The 22,726-nt window shown below is 44.7% G+C and carries 20 protein-coding genes; 8 read left to right on the forward strand and 12 right to left on the reverse strand.

Annotated features, from left to right (window positions below):
* Nucleotides 1-59: 59 nt before the first annotated feature.
* The 3 genes from AC5EF3_RS04990 to AC5EF3_RS05000 form a co-directional block, all read right to left on the reverse strand.
* Nucleotides 60-560 carry a YybH family protein gene (locus tag AC5EF3_RS04990; protein ID WP_493547244.1) on the reverse strand — a complete coding sequence of 167 codons (501 nt, stop codon included), beginning with the start codon at nucleotides 558-560 and terminating at the stop codon, nucleotides 60-62.
* A gap of 153 nt (nucleotides 561-713) precedes the next feature.
* On the reverse strand, nucleotides 714-1,940 hold the full coding sequence (locus tag AC5EF3_RS04995; protein ID WP_493547245.1) for a methyltransferase domain-containing protein: 1,227 nt from the start codon (nucleotides 1,938-1,940) through the stop codon (nucleotides 714-716).
* A 412-nt stretch (nucleotides 1,941-2,352) separates the two neighbouring features.
* Complete coding sequence (locus AC5EF3_RS05000) at nucleotides 2,353-3,630, reverse strand: adenosylmethionine--8-amino-7-oxononanoate transaminase (protein WP_493547246.1); 1,278 nt, start codon at nucleotides 3,628-3,630, stop codon at nucleotides 2,353-2,355.
* 61 nt (nucleotides 3,631-3,691) lie between these two features.
* Here AC5EF3_RS05000 and AC5EF3_RS05005 point away from each other — a divergent pair, with 61 nt between their 5' ends.
* From AC5EF3_RS05005 to AC5EF3_RS05015, 3 genes are all read left to right on the forward strand, one after another.
* Nucleotides 3,692-4,849 carry an aminotransferase class I/II-fold pyridoxal phosphate-dependent enzyme gene (locus AC5EF3_RS05005; protein ID WP_493547247.1) on the forward strand — a complete coding sequence of 386 codons (1,158 nt, stop codon included), beginning with the start codon at nucleotides 3,692-3,694 and terminating at the stop codon, nucleotides 4,847-4,849.
* A 12-nt stretch (nucleotides 4,850-4,861) separates the two neighbouring features.
* The gene (bioD, locus tag AC5EF3_RS05010; RefSeq protein WP_015826414.1) at nucleotides 4,862-5,479 is read left to right on the forward strand and encodes a dethiobiotin synthase; all 618 of its coding nucleotides are present in this window, start codon (nucleotides 4,862-4,864) and stop codon (nucleotides 5,477-5,479) included.
* Nucleotides 5,480-5,565: 86 nt separating this feature from the next.
* Nucleotides 5,566-6,033, forward strand: a complete 468-nt coding sequence (locus AC5EF3_RS05015) for a DUF1203 domain-containing protein (protein WP_493547248.1) — start codon at nucleotides 5,566-5,568, stop codon at nucleotides 6,031-6,033.
* Here the strand turns inward: AC5EF3_RS05015 and AC5EF3_RS05020 are convergent.
* Both AC5EF3_RS05020 and AC5EF3_RS05025 read right to left on the reverse strand, forming a co-directional pair.
* Nucleotides 6,030-6,482: a group III truncated hemoglobin gene (locus AC5EF3_RS05020; RefSeq protein ID WP_493547249.1), complete on the reverse strand. Its 453-nt coding sequence runs from the start codon at nucleotides 6,480-6,482 to the stop codon at nucleotides 6,030-6,032. The two genes, AC5EF3_RS05015 and AC5EF3_RS05020, sit on opposite strands and share 4 nt — an antisense overlap.
* A 98-nt stretch (nucleotides 6,483-6,580) precedes the next feature.
* Nucleotides 6,581-7,156 carry an NADPH-dependent FMN reductase gene (locus AC5EF3_RS05025; protein ID WP_493547250.1) on the reverse strand — a complete coding sequence of 192 codons (576 nt, stop codon included), beginning with the start codon at nucleotides 7,154-7,156 and terminating at the stop codon, nucleotides 6,581-6,583.
* Nucleotides 7,157-7,465: 309 nt separating this feature from the next.
* Between AC5EF3_RS05025 and AC5EF3_RS05030 the strand changes: the two genes are divergently transcribed.
* Nucleotides 7,466-8,206, forward strand: a complete 741-nt coding sequence (locus AC5EF3_RS05030; RefSeq protein WP_493547251.1) for a DUF481 domain-containing protein — start codon at nucleotides 7,466-7,468, stop codon at nucleotides 8,204-8,206.
* A gap of 80 nt (nucleotides 8,207-8,286) precedes the next feature.
* Here the strand turns inward: AC5EF3_RS05030 and AC5EF3_RS05035 are convergent, their stop codons facing one another.
* The 5 genes from AC5EF3_RS05035 to AC5EF3_RS05055 form a co-directional block, all read right to left on the reverse strand.
* On the reverse strand, nucleotides 8,287-9,027 hold the full coding sequence (locus AC5EF3_RS05035; RefSeq protein WP_493547252.1) for a hypothetical protein: 741 nt from the start codon (nucleotides 9,025-9,027) through the stop codon (nucleotides 8,287-8,289).
* A 222-nt stretch (nucleotides 9,028-9,249) separates the two neighbouring features.
* On the reverse strand, nucleotides 9,250-10,518 hold the full coding sequence (locus AC5EF3_RS05040; protein ID WP_493547253.1) for a peptidase MATCAP family protein: 1,269 nt from the start codon (nucleotides 10,516-10,518) through the stop codon (nucleotides 9,250-9,252).
* Between the two features lie 2 nt (nucleotides 10,519-10,520).
* A complete protein-coding gene (locus AC5EF3_RS05045) occupies nucleotides 10,521-12,515 on the reverse strand; it encodes an ABC-F family ATP-binding cassette domain-containing protein (RefSeq protein ID WP_015826421.1) in 1,995 nt (664 codons plus the stop codon).
* Between the two features lie 86 nt (nucleotides 12,516-12,601).
* Nucleotides 12,602-14,812, reverse strand: coding sequence for a putative bifunctional diguanylate cyclase/phosphodiesterase (locus AC5EF3_RS05050; protein ID WP_493547254.1), 2,211 nt, complete (start codon nucleotides 14,810-14,812; stop codon nucleotides 12,602-12,604).
* Between the two features lie 337 nt (nucleotides 14,813-15,149).
* Nucleotides 15,150-16,364, reverse strand: coding sequence for a TIGR03862 family flavoprotein (locus tag AC5EF3_RS05055; protein WP_493547255.1), 1,215 nt, complete (start codon nucleotides 16,362-16,364; stop codon nucleotides 15,150-15,152).
* A 197-nt stretch (nucleotides 16,365-16,561) separates the two neighbouring features.
* On the opposite strand from AC5EF3_RS05055, the gene AC5EF3_RS05060 reads away from it, so the two are divergent.
* Nucleotides 16,562-18,097: an alpha-N-arabinofuranosidase gene (locus tag AC5EF3_RS05060; protein WP_493547256.1), complete on the forward strand. Its 1,536-nt coding sequence runs from the start codon at nucleotides 16,562-16,564 to the stop codon at nucleotides 18,095-18,097.
* Between the two features lie 70 nt (nucleotides 18,098-18,167).
* On the opposite strand, the gene AC5EF3_RS05065 is transcribed toward AC5EF3_RS05060, so the two are convergent.
* Nucleotides 18,168-18,503 (reverse strand): 5-carboxymethyl-2-hydroxymuconate Delta-isomerase, encoded by a 336-nt coding sequence (locus AC5EF3_RS05065; RefSeq protein ID WP_493547257.1) that lies wholly within the window; start codon nucleotides 18,501-18,503, stop codon nucleotides 18,168-18,170.
* A 194-nt stretch (nucleotides 18,504-18,697) separates the two neighbouring features.
* On the reverse strand, nucleotides 18,698-19,921 hold the full coding sequence (locus AC5EF3_RS05070; protein WP_493547258.1) for an NADP-dependent isocitrate dehydrogenase: 1,224 nt from the start codon (nucleotides 19,919-19,921) through the stop codon (nucleotides 18,698-18,700).
* 249 nt (nucleotides 19,922-20,170) lie between these two features.
* On the opposite strand from AC5EF3_RS05070, the gene AC5EF3_RS05075 reads away from it, so the two are divergent.
* The 3 genes from AC5EF3_RS05075 (at nucleotide 20,171) to AC5EF3_RS05085 (ending at nucleotide 22,725) form a co-directional block, all read left to right on the forward strand.
* Nucleotides 20,171-21,172, forward strand: a complete 1,002-nt coding sequence (locus AC5EF3_RS05075; RefSeq protein WP_493547259.1) for a GIN domain-containing protein — start codon at nucleotides 20,171-20,173, stop codon at nucleotides 21,170-21,172.
* A 70-nt stretch (nucleotides 21,173-21,242) separates the two neighbouring features.
* Nucleotides 21,243-21,866, forward strand: coding sequence for a class I SAM-dependent methyltransferase (locus AC5EF3_RS05080; RefSeq protein WP_493547260.1), 624 nt, complete (start codon nucleotides 21,243-21,245; stop codon nucleotides 21,864-21,866).
* 97 nt (nucleotides 21,867-21,963) lie between these two features.
* Complete coding sequence (locus AC5EF3_RS05085; protein WP_493547261.1) at nucleotides 21,964-22,725, forward strand: RNA methyltransferase; 762 nt, start codon at nucleotides 21,964-21,966, stop codon at nucleotides 22,723-22,725.
* Nucleotide 22,726 lies beyond the last annotated feature (1 nt).

A 22,726-nucleotide genomic window follows, 5' to 3' on the forward strand; every position in this document is an offset into this window, starting at 1 on the left:
TCAATCGGGAAGAGACGAAATGACGGTTTAGAATTTTCATTTTGAAATAGAACTCTGGTCTATTCTTTGTCAGCAAACGGGCACGTGTCTTGAAGGTCGCTGTTCATTGCGAGGTCAGAATTGAAAATATCATAGGTGATGAGCCAGTCACCATTTGGTTGCTTTTGTCTCACTTCTAGGAATTTTCCGATATCCACGCCTGTTTCACCAGATTCTAAAGGTATAAAGACACAAGAGCGACCTCTCACAATGGCTAGGTCCGCATTCCCGTCAATTGTTTGTATATCGAATGCGATACTAAACCCTTGCTCGAATTTAGCCTCCCAATCTGCGATAGCGGTGCGGCCGATCACTTCAGGGCTGTTGGGTGGCATCATGATCGCGTTGGGTGCAAAGAGTTCTGCTAACGCCGCCCAATCATTGTTGTTATAGGTTTCCACCCATTTTGCCGAGGACGTTTTGATTGCACTTAAATCTTTGGGCGAGAGATCATCTGTATTGGACTGACATGCAGCTAACGCCAGCCAAATCACAGTTATCAATGGCATATGAAGTTTCATTTTATTTCCCCAACCAAAGCTCACAAATACTTTATTTAAAAGTAAGAGGCAATCAGCGCAATTAATCTGGCCGTTCAAGCCGTTTGTTGAGCTGTCAAAGCTATAGCGCAGAATCAATGGTTGGGCCAAAGATTCTGCGACTAAGTTAGCGAATTAGAAAATCATGATTTCAGGGATGGCGATGACACATTTGCCGCCCCAAGTGTATATCTGGCTAAGGGCGCTGGATATTTCATCTTTCAAATTCCACGGCAAGATCAACACATAGTCAGGTCTTGCAGACAATATCATCGCTGAAGAGACAATTGGGATATGGCTTCCCGGCATGCGCTTGTTTTGTTTGGCGGTTGCATTGTCAACAGCGAATTGAACGAGGTCAGGATGCACGCCTGCGAAGTTCATGAAAGTGTTGCCTTTGGCAGCCGCGCCATAAGCTGCAACGGTTTTTCCCTCTTCTTTGGCTTTGATCAGAAATTTAAGAAGTTCGTTTTTGACTTTTTCAGCCTTGCTCTGGAAATCTAAATAACCAGAAAGCTCATCCAGATTTGCGGCGCGTTCTTTTGCAATAATGTTGTCAACGGCATCGCTTATAGGGCGTGTGCCCGTGTCGCTGCGTTGTGCGAAGACGCGCAATGATCCACCATGTGTAGACCATTCTTCAACATCAAACACTTGCAAACCATTGGCTGCAAATATGCGGCGCACAGCAAGCAATGAAAGATAGGAATAATGTTCGTGATAAATGGTATCAAATTGAAGCTTTGAGATCAGATTTAGAAGGTGAGGAAACTCAAAAGTCGCGACGCCATCTTCTTTTAGAAGAATACAAAATCCGCGCACGAAATCATTGATGTCGGGTACGTGCGCCAGCACATTATTGGCGGTTGTTAGGTCAGCCGATTTGCCCTCGCTAACGAGGTGTCTGGCATATTCTTCGCCAAAAAATTCTTCGTATATCTCAATGCCTTTTTCGCGCGCAGCTTCAGCTGTGCTGGATGTCGGTTCTATACCATAGCAGGGGATATTGGATTGGAGCGCGTATTGCAGCAGATAGCCATCATTTGCCGCGATTTCGCAGATCATAGAATGATGATCTAGTCCGAAACGGCTCGTCATGTCGCTTACATAGCGTTTGGCATGATCACACCAACTTTTGGAAGTGGCACTGAAATAGGCATAATTGTTCGAGAAAAATTCCTCACGTTTTGCATAGTCTTGTGTCTGAACAAGCCAGCAATTGTCACACACCATGACCTTTAAAGGGTACCACGTTTCAGGTGCGTTATCATGATCTTGGGAAATGTAAGAGTTGGAAGGGGGAGCAAATCCTAGATCACAAAACATGTGCTCTAGTTCGGTCTGACAGTGACGGCACTTCATGAGTGAGCCTCATCTATATTCAACAAATAAATATCGAAGTGCCAACATTTTTTATGGTTAATTTGATGCAGGGGAAATGTAGGGTAAGGCATCTTCGAAAGCAGGCATTTTATATTACAAAAGAGTCATCTTTTCAAGAAATTTAAAGGTAAAATTGCAGTATTGGTAAATTAGTCGCACATGTGGAATTGTTATAAATTCAGCGTTGCTTATCATATTGAATATTATTCAAATTATTTAAAATAAGGGCGTGCAAAGTATTTCATATATTGCGCAAATATAAGTTTTTGTGCAGTAAATTATGAGCCTCAAAAGGTGATGAGGCTCCTGGAATATTGTGTTGGATTATTACGTTGGAGGGAATGGGCAAGCTGAGTCGTTTTATGGACGTTTAGCTTGAAATTAATCTCACTCACCCCGCCAAATATTCTACCATCTCAATAATCGCACCTGTCAGTGATGAAATCTCTTCCGGCGTGGTTGAAAAAGACGGCGATAGATACATCACATTGCCCAGCGGACGGATAAAGACACCATTATCGATAAAGCGCTGGCGGATGGCGGCAAGATCAAATCCGTTGACCAGTTCCACAGCTGCGACAGCTCCTAATATGCGCACTTGCTTGATATCATCGCGTGCTTCCAACGGACGCAATTCACGTTCAAACTGGGCTTCAATGGCTTTGACGCGATCAAGAGCGTTTTCTTCCTCCAATAGATCAAGACTTGCCATGGCGACTGCGCAGGCGAGGGCGTGGCCGGAAAAGGTTGGGCCGTGCATCAGTGCTTTATTGGGATCATCTGCATGGAAGACATTATATACACGGTCCGTCACGATTGTTGCAGCGAGTGGTGTGACGCCGCCCGTCAGTGCTTTCCCAATGGTCATAATATCAGGCACAACGCCGGCCACATTGGCGGCAAACATTTCACCCGTGCGGCCAAATCCAGTAAAAATCTCATCGAAGATCAAAAGTTTTTCAAATTTATCGCAGGTGTCGCGCAGATAACGCAGAGTTTCAGGTGAGTGCATTCGCATACCACCCGCACCTTGGATAAGTGGCTCAACAATCACTGCGGCGATGTCATTGCGATCTTCCAATATGTCTTCAAACAGGAATTTACTGTCTTCATCTTCGGGCAGGTCGAGTACATATTGATTTGCCAAAGCGGGTCCAAAAAGAGAATGCATACCTTCATCTGGATCACACACTGACATGGCTGCGAATGTGTCGCCGTGATACCCGCCTTTGAACGACATGAATTTAGGGCGTACCTTACCTGTGGTGTTTAGCCAGAATTGCACCGCGACTTTCATTGCGACTTCAACGGCGACCGAACCTGATTCCACGAAAAAAGTGCGTGATAAATCACCCGGTGTGATCTGTGCTAATCGCGTTGCTAATTGATAAGCTGATTTATGTCCCAGACCGCCCAACATGATATGGGGCATGGTTTCCAATTGCTTGATCAGCGCGTCTTTTAGTTTGGGATGATTATATCCGTGTACGTTGGTCCACCAGCTGCCAATTCCGTCAATTAATTGTGTGCCGTCTTCTAGAAATATGCTCGCGTTTTGGGTATGAGAGACGGCGGCCGGTTTGGGATTGGTTTGCATCTGCGTATATGGAAGCCAGATGTGATCCAAACCTGTGTCTAGCCATTCGATTTTGGATTTATCTGAACTCATTTTACAACTTTCTACGCTTTTGATGCTCTGGTGTATGCCAGATGCATTACCATAAACCATATTGGGGCCTGTTATTTCTCGCCAAGTTGATGAATTGAATGCATTTGCGCAAGCAAAACTCGATAAACTTCACGCAAAAGATTTAAAGCGTGGACTTATCCCCACATCGCGCGGCGTTGGTGGGGCTATTGTGCGTGATGGAATTCCTGCAATTTCTTTTTGCGATAATGACTATCTGGGCCTCTCTCAAAACACACGCGTTGTGGCAGCAGCAGGAGCAGCAGCTATTCGCTATGGTGCAGGTGCTGGGGCATCTCGGTTAGTGTCTGGTGATAGTCCACTTAATCATGAATTAGAGACATTACTTGCCAAAATGAAAGGGCTGGAAGCTTGTCGTATTTTTGGCTCGGGCTATATGGCAAATTTAGGTGCGATACCTTGTTTGGTTGGTAAATCAGATGTCGTCGTGATGGATGAACTTTCTCATGCATGTATGAGAGCCGGCGCGCAGCTCTCTGGCGCAGAGATTCGCACCTTCAAACACAATGATGTGGAAGATGCACGACAGAAATTACACAATATCTCGGCAGATAGTCGCATATTATTGATGACTGAAACAGTGTTTTCTATGGATGGAGACCTTGCTCCATTGGAAGAATTACAAGCCCTTTGTGAAGAATATGGCGCGTGGCTGATGACAGATGACGCGCATGGTTTTGGCGTCATCAAGCAGAATAATCCGGCGCTTATCCAGATGGGCACGCTGTCTAAAGCTGTAGGAGTTTATGGAGGATATGTATGTGGTCCTGCGGCGTTTATTGAGTTGATGATAAGCCGTGCGCGCACTTTTGTTTTTACAACAGGCTTGCCGCCTCAAGTTTTGGGAGCAGCGCTAGAAGCCGTCAATATTATCAATGAAGACACGCATTTAGCCAAAAATGTTATGGCAAAAACGACCGCATTTACAGATGCGTTGGGGCTGCCAAAACCCACGAGTACCATTGTCCCAATCTTGCTGGGCGAAGCAAGCATTGCCTTGAAAGTACAAGCTAAATTGCTAGAAGACGGCTTCCATGTATCTGCCATTCGGCCGCCAACCGTGCCCGATGGTAGTTCGCGTTTGCGTATCGCTTTTTCTGCCTCACACGAGCTTGACGATGTGTTGGCTTTGGCTAACAGTTTAAAAAAACATCTACCAAAAGATGTATTAAATATATAACGGGACACCAAAATGAGTAGCGTATTTATCACGGCCACCGGCACGGATATTGGCAAGACATTTGTTGCATCTAAAATGCTAAACGAATGGCGGGAGCAAGGTCTTAATCCGCATGCTGTCAAACCGTTGATGAGCGGATTTGGAGAAAGCGACCTTGCTCAATCTGATGCTGGGCAATTGCTGGCTGCAATGGGGGAAAAGATTACCCCTGAAAATGTAAATCGTATCTGTATGCGCCGCTATGAAAAACCAGTTGCGCCAAATCAAGCAGCGCGAGAAGCTAACCAAGCTCTTGATTATGATGACATTTTGGCTTTTGTGAATTCGCGTGTTTTGCTGGCAGAAGGGTCTCCTATCATCGTTGAGGGTGCGGGTGGAATAATGTCTCCGGTGACGGATAACAAATTGCATCTTGATCTTATTTATGACCTTGCAATGCCCGCAATCTTGGTCACAGCCAATTATTTAGGATCAATTAGTCATACACTTAGCGCCCTAGAAGTGATGTCTAATAAGGGTATTGTCCTCGAGCGTGTGGTGGTGACAAAACCAACCAGTGAGCATGGAGAAGCGGAGGCTTTAATCGAAGAATTACAGCGCTGGAGTGATGTGACTTTTGAGGTGGCTTAGGAAAATTCCAAGTCCGAAATCGGCGAGCAGAAATTGAAACGCTAAGCTATTTTTATGAAAGAGCGATAAAATAGCGAGGTATTTCAATGTCATTCCAATTTCATGCACTTTCACCAGAGCCTTTTAAACATCTTTTTTCACTGTCTGATGAAGATTTGATGGCGCATAAAGCGGTTCGCCGTAAAGCGACATCTTATCCTGGCGCGCCTTGCCGGATTAGTTTGGAAGATGCGGTACAAGGAGAAGAGGTTATTCTTGTCCAGCATGCACATTTACCTGTAAATTCCCCCTATGCGTCCAGCCATGCTATATATGTGCGTCAAGGTGTTGAGCAGGCAAAACCAGATATTGGTGAAGTCCCACAATTAATGAGAGAGCGATTAATGTCCGTACGTGCATTTTCGGTCAATCATATGATGGTCAATGCAGATGTTGTTGTGGGAACAGAGTTGGAGAAATCTATCGCGCAGATGTTTTCAATTCCTCAAGTGGATTATCTACACATGCATTATGCAAAGCCCGGATGTTTTGCAGCTAGCGTCACGCGGGTTTAATTGCCAGACATTGGCCCTGGAATTCCCTTAATGCCGAACATGGCCAGTTTCAGGCTATTGGCGATGCGGTTGGCGCGTTCGTAAAAATATTCCACGGCTTCAGGTGTGGCTGCAGTATCTTCTAGCGTTTGGCGAAATAGGGACAGCCAGATGGCAAATTGTTCCTCTTTTGCCTGCGTAACTTCCATATGTGCTGGAACTGGACGACCATGATATGTGCCTGCATTGAGGGCAACAGAAGACCAGAAGCGTTTTAGCGTATCCAGATGTGCATCCCAATTGTCACCAATTTTATTATTGAAAACAGGTCCAAGTTCGGGGTGGACGCGAACACGATCATAAAATGTATCGACCAGTGTTGATATATATTCTTCGTCAATTCCCATTGCAGCGGCATCAGCTTTTATCTGAGCGCGGCGTTCATCTGCGGTGCGTTGTATGCGGGTCAATTGCAAGTCTCCATCCGTCGGGATGCAATATATCAAGAGAAACCAGATCGTCCCACGCGACGAATAAGCTGTGGGACAATCTGTCTGATTGAGATGCTTTATGCGTTCATTTTACGCGTTGTATTGATGAGGTCATGGAGAACTGCGTTAAACATGGCAATTTGCGGCTCATGCGCCAATGCGCCTTCTTCGTTGAATGCTGTAAAGCCATTTGAGATAGCCGCTTGGTTTGGCACAACATACACGCCGATATTACCCAGATACATGCGCAGCGGCACGAGGCCTCTTAAGGCTCCAAGACCGCCCGGAGATACGCCAGAGATAGCAGCAACTTTCCCCTCGAACGGCACCCATTTAGGTTCAGCTTCAGGGCTGGGGCGTGTGACCCAATCAAGTGAGTTTTTAAGTAGGGCAGAGAAAGAGCTATTATATTCAGGTGAAGCGATGAAAAAGCCATCATGATCATTGAATAGCTGTTTTAGTTTTTGAGCATTTTCCGGCATGCCATGTTCTGCTTCCAGATCCTCGCATAAGATTGGCATGTCAAAATCTGCAAGATCGATGAAAGTGGCTTCGACATTCATATCTGCAGCGAGTTTGCTCGCGTGTAGAGCTAGTTTTTTGTTTAAAGACTCTTTGCGTTTACTGCCTGCGAGAAAAAGGAGTTTTACCATTTTTGCTATCCTATCCGATTATGCATCCATTCTGACTGTTCAACACTGATTAGGCGTCAATTTGCAACTCATTCCTTTCAATAGATGGTGTCTTGTTTGCGAAAAGCATCTGGATTTTGTGTGTTATTTTTGCTGCATCTTGAACCTTCGTGCAGTTTCGAAACGTCTAAAATCGCCGTAAACAGCGAGAAATCAGCGATTGCTGCAATGATGAGCGGCAGATGAATGATTTGTTACTTTACTGTTCAAAAGCGGGTGATAGTAGTCTGCGCCGCCTTCCTATAGAGGCGTTTAACAGGAATGTAGATTATGAAAAATTATTTAGTTTCAGTAGCTTTGCTTGCTAGTGTCAGTTCGGCTGCGTTCGCAGAGGAAACAAAATCTGGTTGGACAGGTGAGGGTGCGTTAAGTGCCGGTCAAACTTCAGGTAACACAGATACACGTGATATTGGGCTTGGTTTGAAACTAGCTAAAACATCAGGCCCATGGGTTTTTGGTGGTGAAGCAGCCGTGGACTATGGGGAAATTGACGGCGTTGAATCAAAAAACCGTATTTATGGTGGTCTGAATGTTGACCGTGAGATCAATGACCGGTTGTTCGGATTTGGTAAAATCACTCACGAACGCGATGAATTTACAGGCTTTGACTCTCGCTCTTTCCTTGGTGCTGGTCTTGGGTATCACGTGCTAACAGGCGAGCAGACAAAGTGGACTGTACGCGGTGGTCCAGGTGTGAAGTATGATGAAGTTAAGCCTATTATTGTAGAAGGCGAAGCAACGATTCCAGCTGACACACTGACATCTTTTTCAGTGTTTGCAGGATCTGAATTCTCCCACGCTTTTAATGACAGTGTGACTTTGTCTAACTCAACAAGTGTGATGTACGCTGAGGAATCGACACAGATTTCAAACATTTTGGCTGTGACATCTAAATTTAGTGATGCACTGTCTGGTCGTGCATCTTATGAAGTGCGTCATGACACAAACCCTCCTGCAGGATTTGAAGAAACAGACACAGCGACACGTTTGTCACTTGTGTATGGATTCTAAGGGAACTGATAAAGTTAGTTCTCATTATGAGATAAAAAAGCACTGCTCCTGAAAAGGGGCAGTGCTTTTCATTTGGCTGCTTAGTGGGAGTTTGAAAGCTTGAGTGCTTTTAACTCCTTCTTTGAGAATTGATGCTTGCGGCGGATTTTAATGTTATCTTCCGTCTGTTTGTTTTTGCTTTTCAGGTTTGCATATAAAGTGGAGATATCAATTGCAAAACCACGCTCATTGAGTGGAGGTTTTGACAATTCGACTTCATACCAAATGCCAGATATACGAACATGCCAGATGAGGCCTTGAAGGTGTTTTATGCCTTCTGGTGGCGCATCTGATTGCCAGTAATATTTGAATCTATCACGCGAGAAAGGGACATTCAGCTTTTTACAAAGCTTACGTGTTTCTTTGATGATACCATCCTTAGGATCAACATATAATTCAGCGTACCAATCTGTTGGTTGGCTATAGCCACCCCATCTTGATGTGCCGAAAATTGAACCATCAGGTTTAGACTTTGTGTTGTAGTAGATGAAATCCTGCAAATGCTCGCGCACATGCATTTTTACAGTGCTACCTGTGTCTAAATGCTGGCAAATCTCACTGAAAACATCATCCCATTTGCGACCTTTCTGTTTGTGTAGAAAACGCTTTAAGGGTGCGAGGTTTTCGTTGAGGTGTTTTGCGTGACCTGCTTCCTGCATCATTCGGCGACCGGTCACATGCTGACGATCGGGGCATTTATCATAGCGCATTTTAGAACGCGGTGCATGACGATGCCCCCAGCGTGGCCGGGTGACGATGACTTTGAACATATCTTCACGCATGATTGCCTCCATAATGGAAACAAACGAGATGAAGGTGCGAAATTTTATAGAAAAGGTTTAGGCGGTTTAACGCGCCTGCATAGGAATTGCCCATGATGAAATAACCCATAAATTAGAAGAGATTTTCCTGCGAATGGATGATTTATCGTTCGACATTTTGCTCTCCTCTGTTTGGGTTTGTTTCTCTGGTTTAGTTAGCGCCTATTTATGGCGATAGTTTGTCTATTCGGTTTCAAATAGATTATCATACTGACTGGCGACATCGTCCAGATTGATTTCATTGAGGAATGTTGAATAGGCCAAATAGGATACAAGGTGGCGCATATCGCTTATCCATGGCGGCACAAATTCGGGTTCGCTCAATAGGTTTTGATCACGCAATAACTTGATGGCTTCAAGGTCAATTAGATCAAATTTGCCGACGAAAAGCCGGCGCATATCTGCAATATCACCAGATTTTACAGCTGTACGAAGGTAATTGTGAACATCCAACAAGCCGCCTAAATAGATTGCATCTTTCGTGAAGGGGGCACCGCCTTCAACAAGGCCGCCACGCACGATACGGCGCGCATTTTCAAATGCCTCAAAGTCTGATTGATGAGGCATTTTTTCTTTGAAAAAATTGAAAATCTGGATGAAATCCGCACCGTTTTCGGCCATATCAATTGCAATAACGCGGTTAGCAAGGCGGCGCATGCGAGGCGGATCAAGCGCGCCGGAAATAAATTCAGCAAACACAGCAAGACCTTCTTGTGTTCTTGCATTACCTGGATGGCTTTCCCCAAGAATTGGAAAGTTCGTTTGCGATAAACCATTAAAATTGGTGGCTATGTGCACCAGCGCTTCATGTTGAATGAGTTGGATGACATCCAGATCCGAAAAGTGTGCATTTTCGCGTATTTTAATATAATCGCGTCCAGCAGCTGCTTTGGCAGATACATCAGGTGTGACGATGATTTTAGGCGCGCGATCACCAAAATAAAGAGGAAGCTCCGCGTCCATGCGTTCTTTGAGCGTTTTTGCATTTAGCGTTTCTGCCGGCTCAAAATAACTCGATGTTAGGTCAAATTCAGAAAAGACTTCATCCAGTCGCTGCGCAAATTGTAGAATAGCTTTCTTTTTGTCACCAATGGGAGATTTAGGTCCACCATATAATGCGCGAGAATGCGTGTAGAAGTCTTTTGTGCCCACGCTCGCCATCATTGAGGCTGTTTGGCCAAAGACATCGCACAGGCGCAGGAGCCAGTCATGCACGGGGCTGGAACCTTCAATCAGTGAACGCGCTTGCTCGACTAATTCGAAGGAGGGGGCCGGATCGATTTTTTTATAAACAGGTTTGGGCAGGGATTTACATTTATCGGCAAAAAACTGCTTGGAAACAGATGCATCCCAGCTAATTGAGCTTAGGACCGGCAATCTATCTTCAGCCTGTAATAACAGGCTAGAGGCTTTTTTTAGTTTCTTAAGTTCACCTGTCGAAAATTCGGTCATGTCTAACTCGCTTCAGCGACGGCGGCTTCATATGCATCGAGTGCTTCTAGCCAGTCCATTTCAGATTGTTCGGCTTTGTTTTCTTGCGCAGCGCGCTCTTTCATTAGCTCAACCATGCGGTCTGAGCTTGGTGGTGGGCCAGCTAGCTCCGTATCAATCTCGGCTATCTTTTTGTTCGCTGTCTCCAACGCTTTTTCCGCTTGCTCAGCTTGGCGTTTGAGGGGCGCAGCTTTTTTTCGCGCTTCGGAGGCGCGGCGTTTTTGTTCGTCGCGTTCTGCTTTGGAAAGCACAGGTTTAGAAGGCGTTTTAACATCGGACGTTTTTGTTGGTTCTGGGACTGCTGAGGCGTCAGTCCCTGTTTGCTTTTTTGATTTTTTGGACTTCTTATCACCCTTGTCAGCATTGTGTGCAGCAGGTGCTCGGTCTGCTTGCATAACAAGTTTTCGATAGTCATTTATGTCGCCATCATATGGCTTTGCGGAGCCATCTTTGACCAGCCATAAACTATCGGCTGTGGCTTCTGCGAGGTAGACATCGTGGGTGATGAGGAGCACGGCTCCGGGATAGTCGTTTAATCCGTAAATCAGCGCTTCGCGGCTGTCGATATCAAGGTGGGATGTTGGCTCATCCAGTATCAGGATATGCGGTGCTTCCATTGCTGTCAGGCCAAGCAGGAGGCGCACTTTTTCACCCCCTGAAAGCTTTTCGACTTTGGTTTCAACTTTTTCATGTGGGAAGCCCATAGCGGCAGCAACAGCGCGTTGGCGAGGGACTGGCGTACCCGTAGGCAGGGCTAACCGTACATGCTCCAATACTGTTTCGCCGGGATGTAGTTCATCCATCTGGTCCTGCGAGAAATACCCGATTGTAATGGCTTTTGCGCCAATGACTTCACCTGCCATTAAAGGCAGAAGTTTGGCGATGGATTTTACGAGCGTTGTTTTACCTTGACCATTGGTGCCGACAATCGCGATACGGTCGTCTGGATCCATACGCAAAGTGACATCAGATAAAATTTTCGCATCCATTCCATAGCCAAGATCTGCATCGCGTAGCTCAAGAAGAGGTGGAGATAATTCATCCTTGGGGCCGGGGAAATTAAACGGCGCACAGCGTTCTTCTATCGGGATAGTCACGTCTTGCATTTTCTCTAGCATTTTGACGCGAGATTGTGCTTGGCGTGCTTTGGAGGCTTTGGCTTTGAAGCGATCTACGAATGATTGTAAGTGCGCTTTATTCTTATCTTGTTTGGCTTTTTGCGCTGTTAATTGTTCAACTTGTTCAGCGCGTTTCTTCATCCACGCATCATATCCCCCCACGCAAAGTGAGAGTTTCTGGTGTTCTAGTGCGATTGTGTGTGAGACACAGCGGTTTAGCAAATCTCTGTCATGGCTAACGATTAGCACAGTGTGTTTGTATTTGCGGATATAGCCTTCCAGCCATGCTGCACCTTCAAGGTCAAGATAGTTGGTTGGCTCATCTAGGAGCAATAAGTCTGGCTCCGAAAATAGCACGCCGGCAATAGCGGCACGCATGCGCCATCCTCCGGAGAATTCTCTGGTGGCGCGGGATAGGTCATCATTGGTGAAGCCTAGCCCCATCAATACCTCAGCAGCGCGTGCTTCAGCTGTCCAGGCGTCAATATCTGCCAGACGCATATGGATTTCACCAATACGGTCGGGGTCAGTTGCTGTTTCTGATTCAATCATGAGTGCGTGGCGTTCTTCATCACATTCAAGAACGACTTCAAGAATGGTTTGATCTGTTGCAGCGACTTCCTGCGCCACCCAGCCCAAGCGTGCACCTTGGTTTAGTTTGATCGGACTATCGGCAGATGGTTTGGCGATCTCTTCACGAATAATGCGTAGCAGGGTGGACTTGCCTGTTCCATTGCGACCAACAAGGCCGACTTTCCAGCCGCTAGCAATTTGCGCGTTGGCATTTTCAAACAAGGGGCGGCCCTGAATGGCGAATGTGAGATCAGATATTTGTAGCATGGGAAGGGGTGTAGCGCCGCCCACGCAGATAGCAAGACTTTTGTGAAATGCGTCGTTGCAAATATAAGTTTGGATGTAGCTTTAGGCTAGGAAACCAATTGCCAATCATTCATTGATGCATTTGTGTTCTGCTTTAGAAATTCATTGGCCTCATCAGTAGGCAGAGGTTTTGAATAATAATATCCTTGAATCAAATGGCATCCTAGCAGCTGAACCAATTCAAGTTGTTTATGTGTTTCTACACCTTCGACGATGCATTTAATTTCCAAATGAGAACATAAATCTACGATTGTCCCCATAATATCTCGGGAAATTTTCTTGGCTTCAAGATCGGAAACAAATGCACGGTCAATTTTGAGGCGGTCGATTGGCATTTTTTGGATATAGCCCAAACTTGAATAGCCTGTTCCAAAATCGTCGAGGGCAATTTCAACACCAAGGTCCCTGAACGGACGCAAGACTTCATTTGCACGTTCAAAATTCACCATCATTGTGGTTTCTGTAATTTCAAAAACAAGGCGTTTAGGTGAGAAGCCACTTCTCATGATAATCGCCATGAGTTTTAGAGGTGTTTCAGGAGATGCGAGGTCGGATGCAGACAGGTTGAATGATAGATATGTGTCTGTCGTCCAAGACGAGGCGACTTTGAGGGCCTTTTCCATCAAAATCGTTGTCAATTTACTGATTATACCTAGATTTTCTGCAGCCGGAATAAATTGGGCAGGAGAGACAAAACCCAATTGTGGATTATTCCAACGTGCTAAGGCTTCCATTCCAACAGTGCGGCCACTGTGTGTATCTACAATCGGTTGGTAATGAACTTGAAGTTCTTCTTCTAAGTTTGCATCGATGAGACATTGTTCCATTTTTCTTTGGCTCAGAATGGAATGTTCATGTTCCTTGGAGAATAGAACTGGGTGTCCTTTTGAGTGATATTTTGAATGGTAAAGTGCATAATCTGCATATTCAAACAAAGTTTCAGTTGTTTTGGCGAATTCGGGGAATTGAGCAAAACCAATTGTTCCACCAATGCTCACTGTTCCAAAGTTTAGAGTGAATGGCTGTTTAAGCAGCATACAGATGCGTTCACCCAGTTTGAACAATTTTTCTTCAGTTTGTGGTGTGTTTAGGATAATTCCAAATTCGTCGCCGCCCAATCTGGCTAGAAATACATCTGCTTGTAACTGATCGGTCAAACGCGCTGAGGCTGCCTCTAGCAATTGGTCACCGGCTGCATGCCCGTATATATCATTGATAGATTTGAAGCCGTCCAAATCTATCAGGCCAATACTCAAGCTGTCTTCACTTTCTACGTCTGCATTGAGTTTTTGAAAGAAATGGCGTCGATTGGGAAGTGAGGTTAGCGGGTCAACTTTCGCCAATTTTTCAACGGTTACAGCCAATTTTTTATGCCGCATTATCATGCTTACGAGCAGTATCGTTGCGATAATACAAATTCCACCCAACAACATCAGTATTTTGCTAGTTACGTTGCGATGATTGTCATTGCTTTCGGCTGCTGCTTTTGTGCCTTCAGCTGCTTGGCGGATCAATTGTTTCGTGTAGAGCTCAGTAAGAGCGAATGCATTGTCTGTATTTTTTATAACTGTTTGCACATTTAGTCGATCAACTAACCATTTTTGGAAGTTGTCTTCATAACCATCTAGATGTTGGGTAAGTTCTGATTTTTGATCCTTTGACCAGTTTCGCTGTGCCAAGATTGAACGCATTTTTTGTATACGATCATAAAATTTTTCGACATAAATATCATCTCCTCTCAGCATGTAGTCTTTTTCATGCCGGCGTAAGTACATCAGGTGGGAGAGAAGCGTGTCATCCTTTAGGGCAATTAATAGATCTTCTGCTTTATGGGCAGAATTCCTTAGTTTGCCTTCCAAGCCAGAATCTTGATCTAGCCCTATGGATTTATGCAGTTTGAACTGTTGCTCGACTGCTGCGTGATAGGCATGCAATTGCTTTAATAAAGGGGCTGAATTGTGGACGATATTGTCGGTCCATTTGGAGTCAAGTTCTGTATAGATAGCCTGAATAGTTTCATCAAAAACTGATTGCAGACGCAATTCTCTGGATAAGAGAAACTCTTTTTCGATTTTGTGTAATACGGTTACTTTTGCTTCTATTGAGAGGCTTGATGAAACAAGTGAGTTGTGGAAGCGCTCACTGCCCAGAGTGCGATTTGTTTGGGTGGAATAATATACATAGCAAATAATGCTGAATATCAACATTACAGCAATCGTCGCTGCTATTTGATACTCACTTTTATTCATCATTTTCATGGAAACATCCATTATTCTTGTTTGGGCAATGCTGAACAGATAATGCGTTTTTATTAATATTTCGCTTTTTTGACGCTGTGGATTGCAGGTTTATTATATGATTTGAAAAGAATTTTTGGGTTATTGAGCAAATTGTAAATTATTGATTCAGTATCATTTCATTCAAGTAAAAAGAGAGTTAATCTCGTGCCGACCTGAATAAGTATTTGTATAAGTATATTGCACAAAATTATTTAGATAGAATCTATATGTCGTATAAAAAAGAGGCGGCTTGTTTTGGAATTAGTCATAAATTCGCCTAGCAAGCATCTGACTATTTCTGTGCAGTTTGGATCCGCTATGGCTCAAGTATACGTGCCGCAACACTTAGTCCCGCCATTCTGCCTGTCGCTAAACAAGCAGTTATGAGATAGCCGCCGGTCGGAGCATCCCAATCAATCATTTCCCCGGCACAATAATTACCAGGGTAATCTTTGAGCATGAGGTTTTCATCCAGTGCCTCCCAATGTACTCCGCCAGTTGTCGAAATAGCTTCATCCAAATTCGCTGTTCCAGTGATGGTGAGTGGAAGGGATTTGATCCGCCAAGCTAATTTTTCCATGTCTTGCAAGAAGGCTTTGTCTATTTCCTCATATAGGAGCGCGAGTTTGACACCGGATAATTTTACGGTCTTGCGAAGGTAATTAGAGAGCGATTGTTTTCCGCGTGGGCGAGAAAGTTTATTTAGGATATCCTGCTCTGACATGTGGGGTAAGAGATCTATAATCAGCTTAGCAGATCCATAGGCTTTTATTTGTTCCCGTATTTTGGCCGAGAGCGTGTAGATGGCTCCGCTTTCCACGCCTTTTTCGGTGACGACAAACTCACCTGCTATTAGGTCTTGGCCAAGGCCGACACGAATTGATTTGACCGGTGCACCAGCAAAATCTTGCTTGATTTTATCAGACCAGTTGATGAGAAAGCCGCTATTGGATGGTTCAAATGGTATGGTTTGAAGCGATTGTTTGTTGAAAATGTCGGCCCATTTACCATCAGACCCTAAGCGTTTCCAGCTGCCGCCGCCCATGGCGAAGATGGTGGCTGTTGGGCTGGAGGTGCGTATGCCTTCTGGGGTGTCGAATATTAGTCCACCTAAATCATTCCAGCCTTGCCAGCGGTGTTTTGTGTGCAGGACAGCGCCGCGTTCGCCCAAACGCATGAGCCATGCGCGTAGCAAAGGAGATGACTTCATCATGACAGGGAAAATGCGTCCCGTGGAGCCTGTGTGTGCTTCTATCCCTAAATCAGCCATCCACTTTATAATATCTTGAGAACCAAATTGAGAGACCATTTCAATCAATCGCTGGTTATCTCCATAGCGGTTGAGAAAAATATCTTCGGGTTCTGAATGGGTGATGTTGAGGCCGCTCTTGCCTGCCATGAGGAATTTTCGGCCCACACTTGGCATAGCGTCATATATATCAACGCCAATGCCTTTGCCCGTCAGTATTTCAGCTGCCATTAAACCGGCTGGGCCGGCACCAATAATTGCGACGCGGTTTGATTCTGACATTCTTATACAGCCCGTTTAAAAAAGAGACTGCAAGCTGTGCCATTGTGAGAGGAGAAGATCAACACATCATCTGCTTGCCAGTGATGTGAAATAGAAGACTTAAAAGTTGTTGGTTTGATGTAATGTTAACGATATCATTTTGGATTGGAAGATGTTATTCAAAAGAATAATAAACAAAATGGGAGAGGAAATTGAACATGAAATCTATGTTGTTTTCAGCAATAATGGCTATCACTTTGCCAGTTGCGACAGCTCAAACAAAAATTGACATTCACACGGACAAACCAATCGGCACGATTCAGCCTGAAATTTATGGGCAGTTTCTCGAACATGTTGGCACACAGGTTTATGACGGAATATGGGTGGGCCATGAGAGCGATATTCCAAATACGGACGGTATTCGCAATGATGTGTTTGAGGCCTTATCTGTGTTGGATATTCCCGTTATTCGCTGGCCGGGCGGGTGTTATGCAGACCTTTATCACTGGAAAGACGGAATAGGTCCGCAGAGCGAACGTAAAAAGCGCGTCAATATGGCTTGGGGCGGAACAGCTGAACCCAATGGTTTTGGGACGCACGAATTTTTTAATTTTGCTGAAAAGCTAGGAGCGAAAACATACCTTAATGTAAATCTTGCATCGGGTACAGTGAATGAAGCCTCTGACTGGTTGGAATACATAACGTTTGATGGCGAGTCAGATTTAGCCAATCTGCGCCGGGCGAATGGACGGGACAAACCGTGGTCGATTGATTATTTATCAATTGGAAATGAGACTTGGGGGTGTGGTGGTCATATGCGAGCTGCTGCATATGCCGATCAATATGCACAATGGGCGACTATCTTGAAAACAGGTGGTGAGCAGCCAACGCGTATTATCTCTGGGTCGCATCAGGATAATATCGACTATTCAGCCGAAATTTTGACGCATCCGAATATGTCGGATCTCTCAGAAGGAATTTCATTGCATTATTACACCTTACCAACGGATGATTGGGACGATAAGGGCGCAGCATTGGGATTTTCGGAGTTGGAATGGGCGTCAACCATTAAGAATACCTTGAAAATGGAAGCAGCGGTTTCGGACTTTTTGAAGGTGCTTGATGCTAGTCAAGTCGATGACGATTTTGGATTGTATGTCGATGAGTGGGGCATGTGGGTTAATACTGAAGATGGAGACCCTTCACTTCACCAGCAAAACACTATTCGTGATGGTGTGGTTGCGGCCCTCAATCTGAATTTATTCCATGATCATGCAGACAGAATTGCAATGACGAATATTGCTCAGATGGTCAATGTTTTGCAGGCCATGATTTTGACCGACGGTCCTGAGATGGTGCTAACACCTACATATTATGTTTACAAAATGTATCGTCCTTTTCAGGGAGCGGAATCGTATGCCGTTTCAATGAATAGCCCTGTGTATGAGAAAGAAGGTATTGCATTTGACGCGCTTTCTGTATCTGCGGCGCACAATGAAAATGGAGATATAGTTATTGCATTAGTGAATGCGGACCCGAGCACATCGCATGATATTGAAATTCCAGTTGTCGGGGATGTGACTATTACGGGGCAACAATTATATGGAGCTGAACTTGATGCGCATAATAGTTTTGAGGAGCCAGACGCTATTCAGCCAAAGAGTTTAAAGTTGAAAGCGAAAGGTGGAGATGTGGATTTAACTTTACCAGCACGCTCTGTCACCGTGTTAACATTAGAAAGCACTAAACAGTAAATACATATTTGAACGTACATCCCCATTATTTTAATGGGGATGTGCATTAATAAATAAAGAGGAATAGAGCTTAGAGAAGCTTTATCGCGTAACCTGGACCTAGATCATAAACATCGGCGCTGACGGCGACATTGGTTAGTCCCAAATTGCAAAGCTCGGCGACGATGGAATCTGACAAATGTTTCTTTTGTTCATCAGTGCGCCCCGGCATAAAACGAATGGTGACGTGAATAACGTCTCGATCATCACGTAAGATTTGATGCGCGATTGGCGCGGCGCGTGTTTTTAGTTTTGAGGTGTCAAAAATCTCTGAATTGATCGCGCCTTGATGAGCCGCTTGTACGATTTTTTCAGCAGAAATTTTTGTTGTTAGTCTGGAAGAGTATTCAACGATACAATCTGGCATTGGGAAACCTTTTTTTAGATGCTTTGAGCATGTCATACCAAAAGCGATTAAAGGTGCAAGCTATTGGTTTTGCCGGTGGTAAGCCAAAATTTCTCGTACAATCGACCCTCGTGAAATCGACCTATGTATTTGGGACATAAAAAACGGCGGCCCCAAGCAGAGCCACCGTTTCTATATATTATGGAGCTAAAAGCTTACTTTGCTTTTGCCATTGCGTCTTGGAAGTTCGTTGCGACTTTGTCGATAAAGCCTTCAGTTGTCAGCCATGACTGGTCAGCACCAACAAGTAGCGCCAAGTCTTTTGTCATGTGACCAGATTCAACAGTTGAGATAACTGTGTCTTCAAGTAACTGAGCAAAGTCCATAACAGCTTGGTTGCCATCCATGCGACCACGGTGGCCAAGACCACGTGTCCAAGCAAAGATAGAAGCGATAGAGTTAGTTGATGTTGCTTCGCCGCGTTGGTGAGCACGGTAGTGACGTGTCACTGTCCCGTGAGCAGCTTCAGCTTCAACAGTGTTACCATCTGGAGTCATCAAAACAGATGTCATCAGACCAAGTGAACCATACCCTTGAGCAACTGTGTCTGACTGAACGTCACCATCATAGTTTTTACATGCCCAAACATATCCACCAGACCATTTCATGGCTGCAGCAACCATGTCATCAATCAAGCGGTGCTCATATGTGCCACCAAATTCTGCGAATTTGTCAGCAAATTCGTTGTCGAATACTTCTTGGAAAATGTCTTTAAAACGACCATCATATTTTTTCATGATTGTGTTTTTAGTGGACAAGTAAACAGGCCATTTGCGTTGTAGACCATAGTTCATAGACGCGCGCGCGAAGTCACGGATTGAATCGTCAAGGTTGTACATACCCATTGCGATACCGGCTTCAGGGAAGTCGTAGATTTCTTTTTCGATTGTTTCGCCGCCATCAGAAGCTTCCCACTTCATAGTCAGCTTACCTTTACCAGGGACTAGGAAGTCAGTTGCGCGGTATTGGTCACCAAAAGCGTGACGACCGATAACAACAGGTTTTGTCCAGCCAGGAACCAAACGCGGTACGTTTGAAATTACGATAGGCTCACGAAACACAACACCACCAAGAATGTTACGGATAGTTCCGTTTGGTGAGCGCCACATTTGCTTTAGGCCAAATTCTTCAACACGGCCTTCATCTGGAGTGATTGTCGCACATTTAACCGCAACACCATATTTTTTTGTCGCTTCAGCAGCGTCAATAGTGATCTGGTCGTCTGTCTCGTCACGTTTTTCAACGGATAGGTCGAAATATTTAAGGTCAATGTCGAGGTAGGGAAGGATAAGACGTTCTTTGATCATCGCCCAGATGATGCGTGTCATCTCATCACCATCCATCTCAACGATTGGGTTATCTACCTTAATCACGGCCATGCTTTTATCCTTCTATCTATCTATATGGAGAGATGGGTAATCTCTCCAACTGGCATAATTTGCGTTTTGCTATAGCAGAGGGATCACACCCGTCAAAGGAGAAGTGCTAAACTTGTTGAAAAGTGAGACTATTGGCCAAGAGATTGACCGTTAGATTCGACAAGAATCACCCATCATGCGTTGACATTTATCGAAAAACGATAAATATAGGATTGGTACACTAAATCTTATATTGTCGGAGAATGCGTCATGTCTCGCAAAATTGCACCTCTTTTTTTCTCAACAGCGTGTCTTGCTTTTGTTGCAGCATGTTCTGCAGGCGCGGAAGCACCGGAAATGTCGGGTATTGAATCCCATCAGTCAGCGGGTTTAGTTCAGGTTGAAGACTTTACTGGTATTCTAATCGTAAAGACCGGCAAGGATATGAAATTTGACGCAAAGCTGACCGAAGGTGCTTTGGTGAAATCAGGCAAAATTGATATCCCGCAAATGACAGTCAGTGCTGAGGGTATTCATATTGTCGGTGACGATGATGTTAAAATCAATCAATGTAAATCTAATGATGGAAAGTATCGGCTGAAGCTGAAGGGAGATAAATTACGTCCCTTAGAGGATTATCCACGTCTAGAAATTTCTATGCCTTCCAGCGCAAGTCTCGATCTCGCGCTCAACAGTGGATATGTAAAAGTAGATGATATCCTTGCCACGAAAATAGTTATTCAAGGCTGTGGGGATGCCTTCCTGAATAATGTTGCGAACAATTTCGTCGGTGATATCCGTGGCAGCGGAGACATAAGTGTCGGCAATGTTGGGGAGATGTCCGTCGATATTAAAGGCTCCGGCGATGTGAATGTTGGTTCTGTTGCCGGCAAGGCGATGGCAGACATTAAAGGATCTGGTGATGTTGTTATCGGCAACATCTCAGGAGAATTTTATGCGTCCATAAAAGGTTCAGGTGATGTGTTTGCCAAAAGTGCCAATAAAAAAGCGATCATTGAAGTTCGCGGCTCAGGTGATGTGGAAATTGCTGATGGAAAATTTGAAAGTGCCGATGTCAATGTCGCCGGTTCTGGAGATATCCTAATTGATGGTGAGGTTGTTGATCTTAATGTAATGATCAATGGGTCAGGTGATGTAGATGTTCGTTCGCTGACTGGAGAACTTACTGGTGGAATCCGTGGATCAGGTGATTTGAAAGTGAATGGTGAAGACGTCGTTTATAAAAATGGACGTTGGTATCTTCCTCAATAATTACACCTAGTTTCCATTGCCTTTGCGCGTTTAGCGAGTGTGGTAATTCATACAATATATCGAGGCTTTTATGAGTAGTTCTGCAAAATTTTGGGATAAAATGGCTCCGGGATATGCCAAGAAACCTATTGATAATATGGAGTCATATGAAACTACACTCGCTAAGACGCGCTCTTATCTAAATCGTGAGCAGCGGGTCTTGGAAATTGGCTGTGGAACCGGCTCCACTGCCTTGTTGCTTGCGGGTGAAGTTAAGCATTTTACTGCGACAGATATATCTGGCGTCATGATCGAAATCGGTGAGGATAAAGCCAAGGATCAGGGCGTCACGAATATTGATTTTTTAAAAGCTGACGTTTTTGATGAAAGATTGGCACCCCAATCATATGATGTGATCTTAGCTCACAATATAATTCATCTCCTTGAGAACATACCTCTGGTAATAGCGCGGATAAATGAGCTATTAAAGCCGGATGGATTGTTCATTAGCAAGACAGCGTGCCTTGGTGGGCGGATGGATTATATTAAGCCAATTATTGGTTTGATGCGGCTAGTTGGAAAAGCACCTTATGTGAATTTTCTCAAGGTAAGCCATTTAGAAACAATGGTTTTGGATGAAGGCTTTTCTATTGAAGAAAGCGGGTCATTTCCTGAAAAATCGATTAGTCGTTATATTGTCGCAAAAAAGGTGTAGTTTTGTCATAGCCGGTCTGGGTTGAGACGCGGACTTGGAATACTTGAAGTAATTTTAGTCTTGACGAGGGCAGCCTGAAAATGGTTGCCCTTTATTTATGAGCAATCCAATTTCAAATCGACAACCCACAATTATACTCGTTTACCCGCAAATGGGTGAGAATATCGGTGCCACGGCACGGGTCATGGCTAATTTTGGCTTGAAGGATTTGCGCATTATCAATCCGCGCGATGGTTGGCCAAATGATAAAGCTGATACAATGAGCGCTGGAGCTTTTGAATGGGGTGTTGAAGCTAAAGTCTTCGATACACTTGAAGCGGGGCTGGCTGATCTGACATATGTGCTTGCGACGACGGCACGTCCTCGTGGTATGGAAAAGCCTGTCTTCAACGCAGAAGAGGGCATTGGTGCTTTAATGTCTCGGCCTGATGTTGGCGTTGGGGTGATGTTTGGCGCAGAAAAAGCAGGCCTGCTGAATGAAGACGTTGCGCTTGCAGATGGTATTTTGACCTATCCAGTTGATCGCTCTTTTTCATCTTTGAATTTAGCGCAGGCTGTGGGTGTGTTTGCTCATGCTTGGGCAGCCCGTACGCTTGAAGGTGAAGCTAAGAAGGAGTTTGCCGGCGTGGGTGAGCTTGCGGACCGCGAGCAATTAGTGCGCATGTTTGAGCATTTTGAAGACGAGTTAGACCGTGCTGGTTTTTTCTTTCCAGCAGAAAAACGGCCTGTGATGACGCAAAACCTGCGTAATGCATTTATTCGGGCTCAATGGACAAACCAAGAAGTGCAAACCTTTAGGGGAGCTGTTAAAGCGCTAGCATTAGGGCGCGGAAAAGCGCGGATTGATCGCAAGGACTGAT

Source organism: Hirschia sp. (assembly GCF_058892565.1).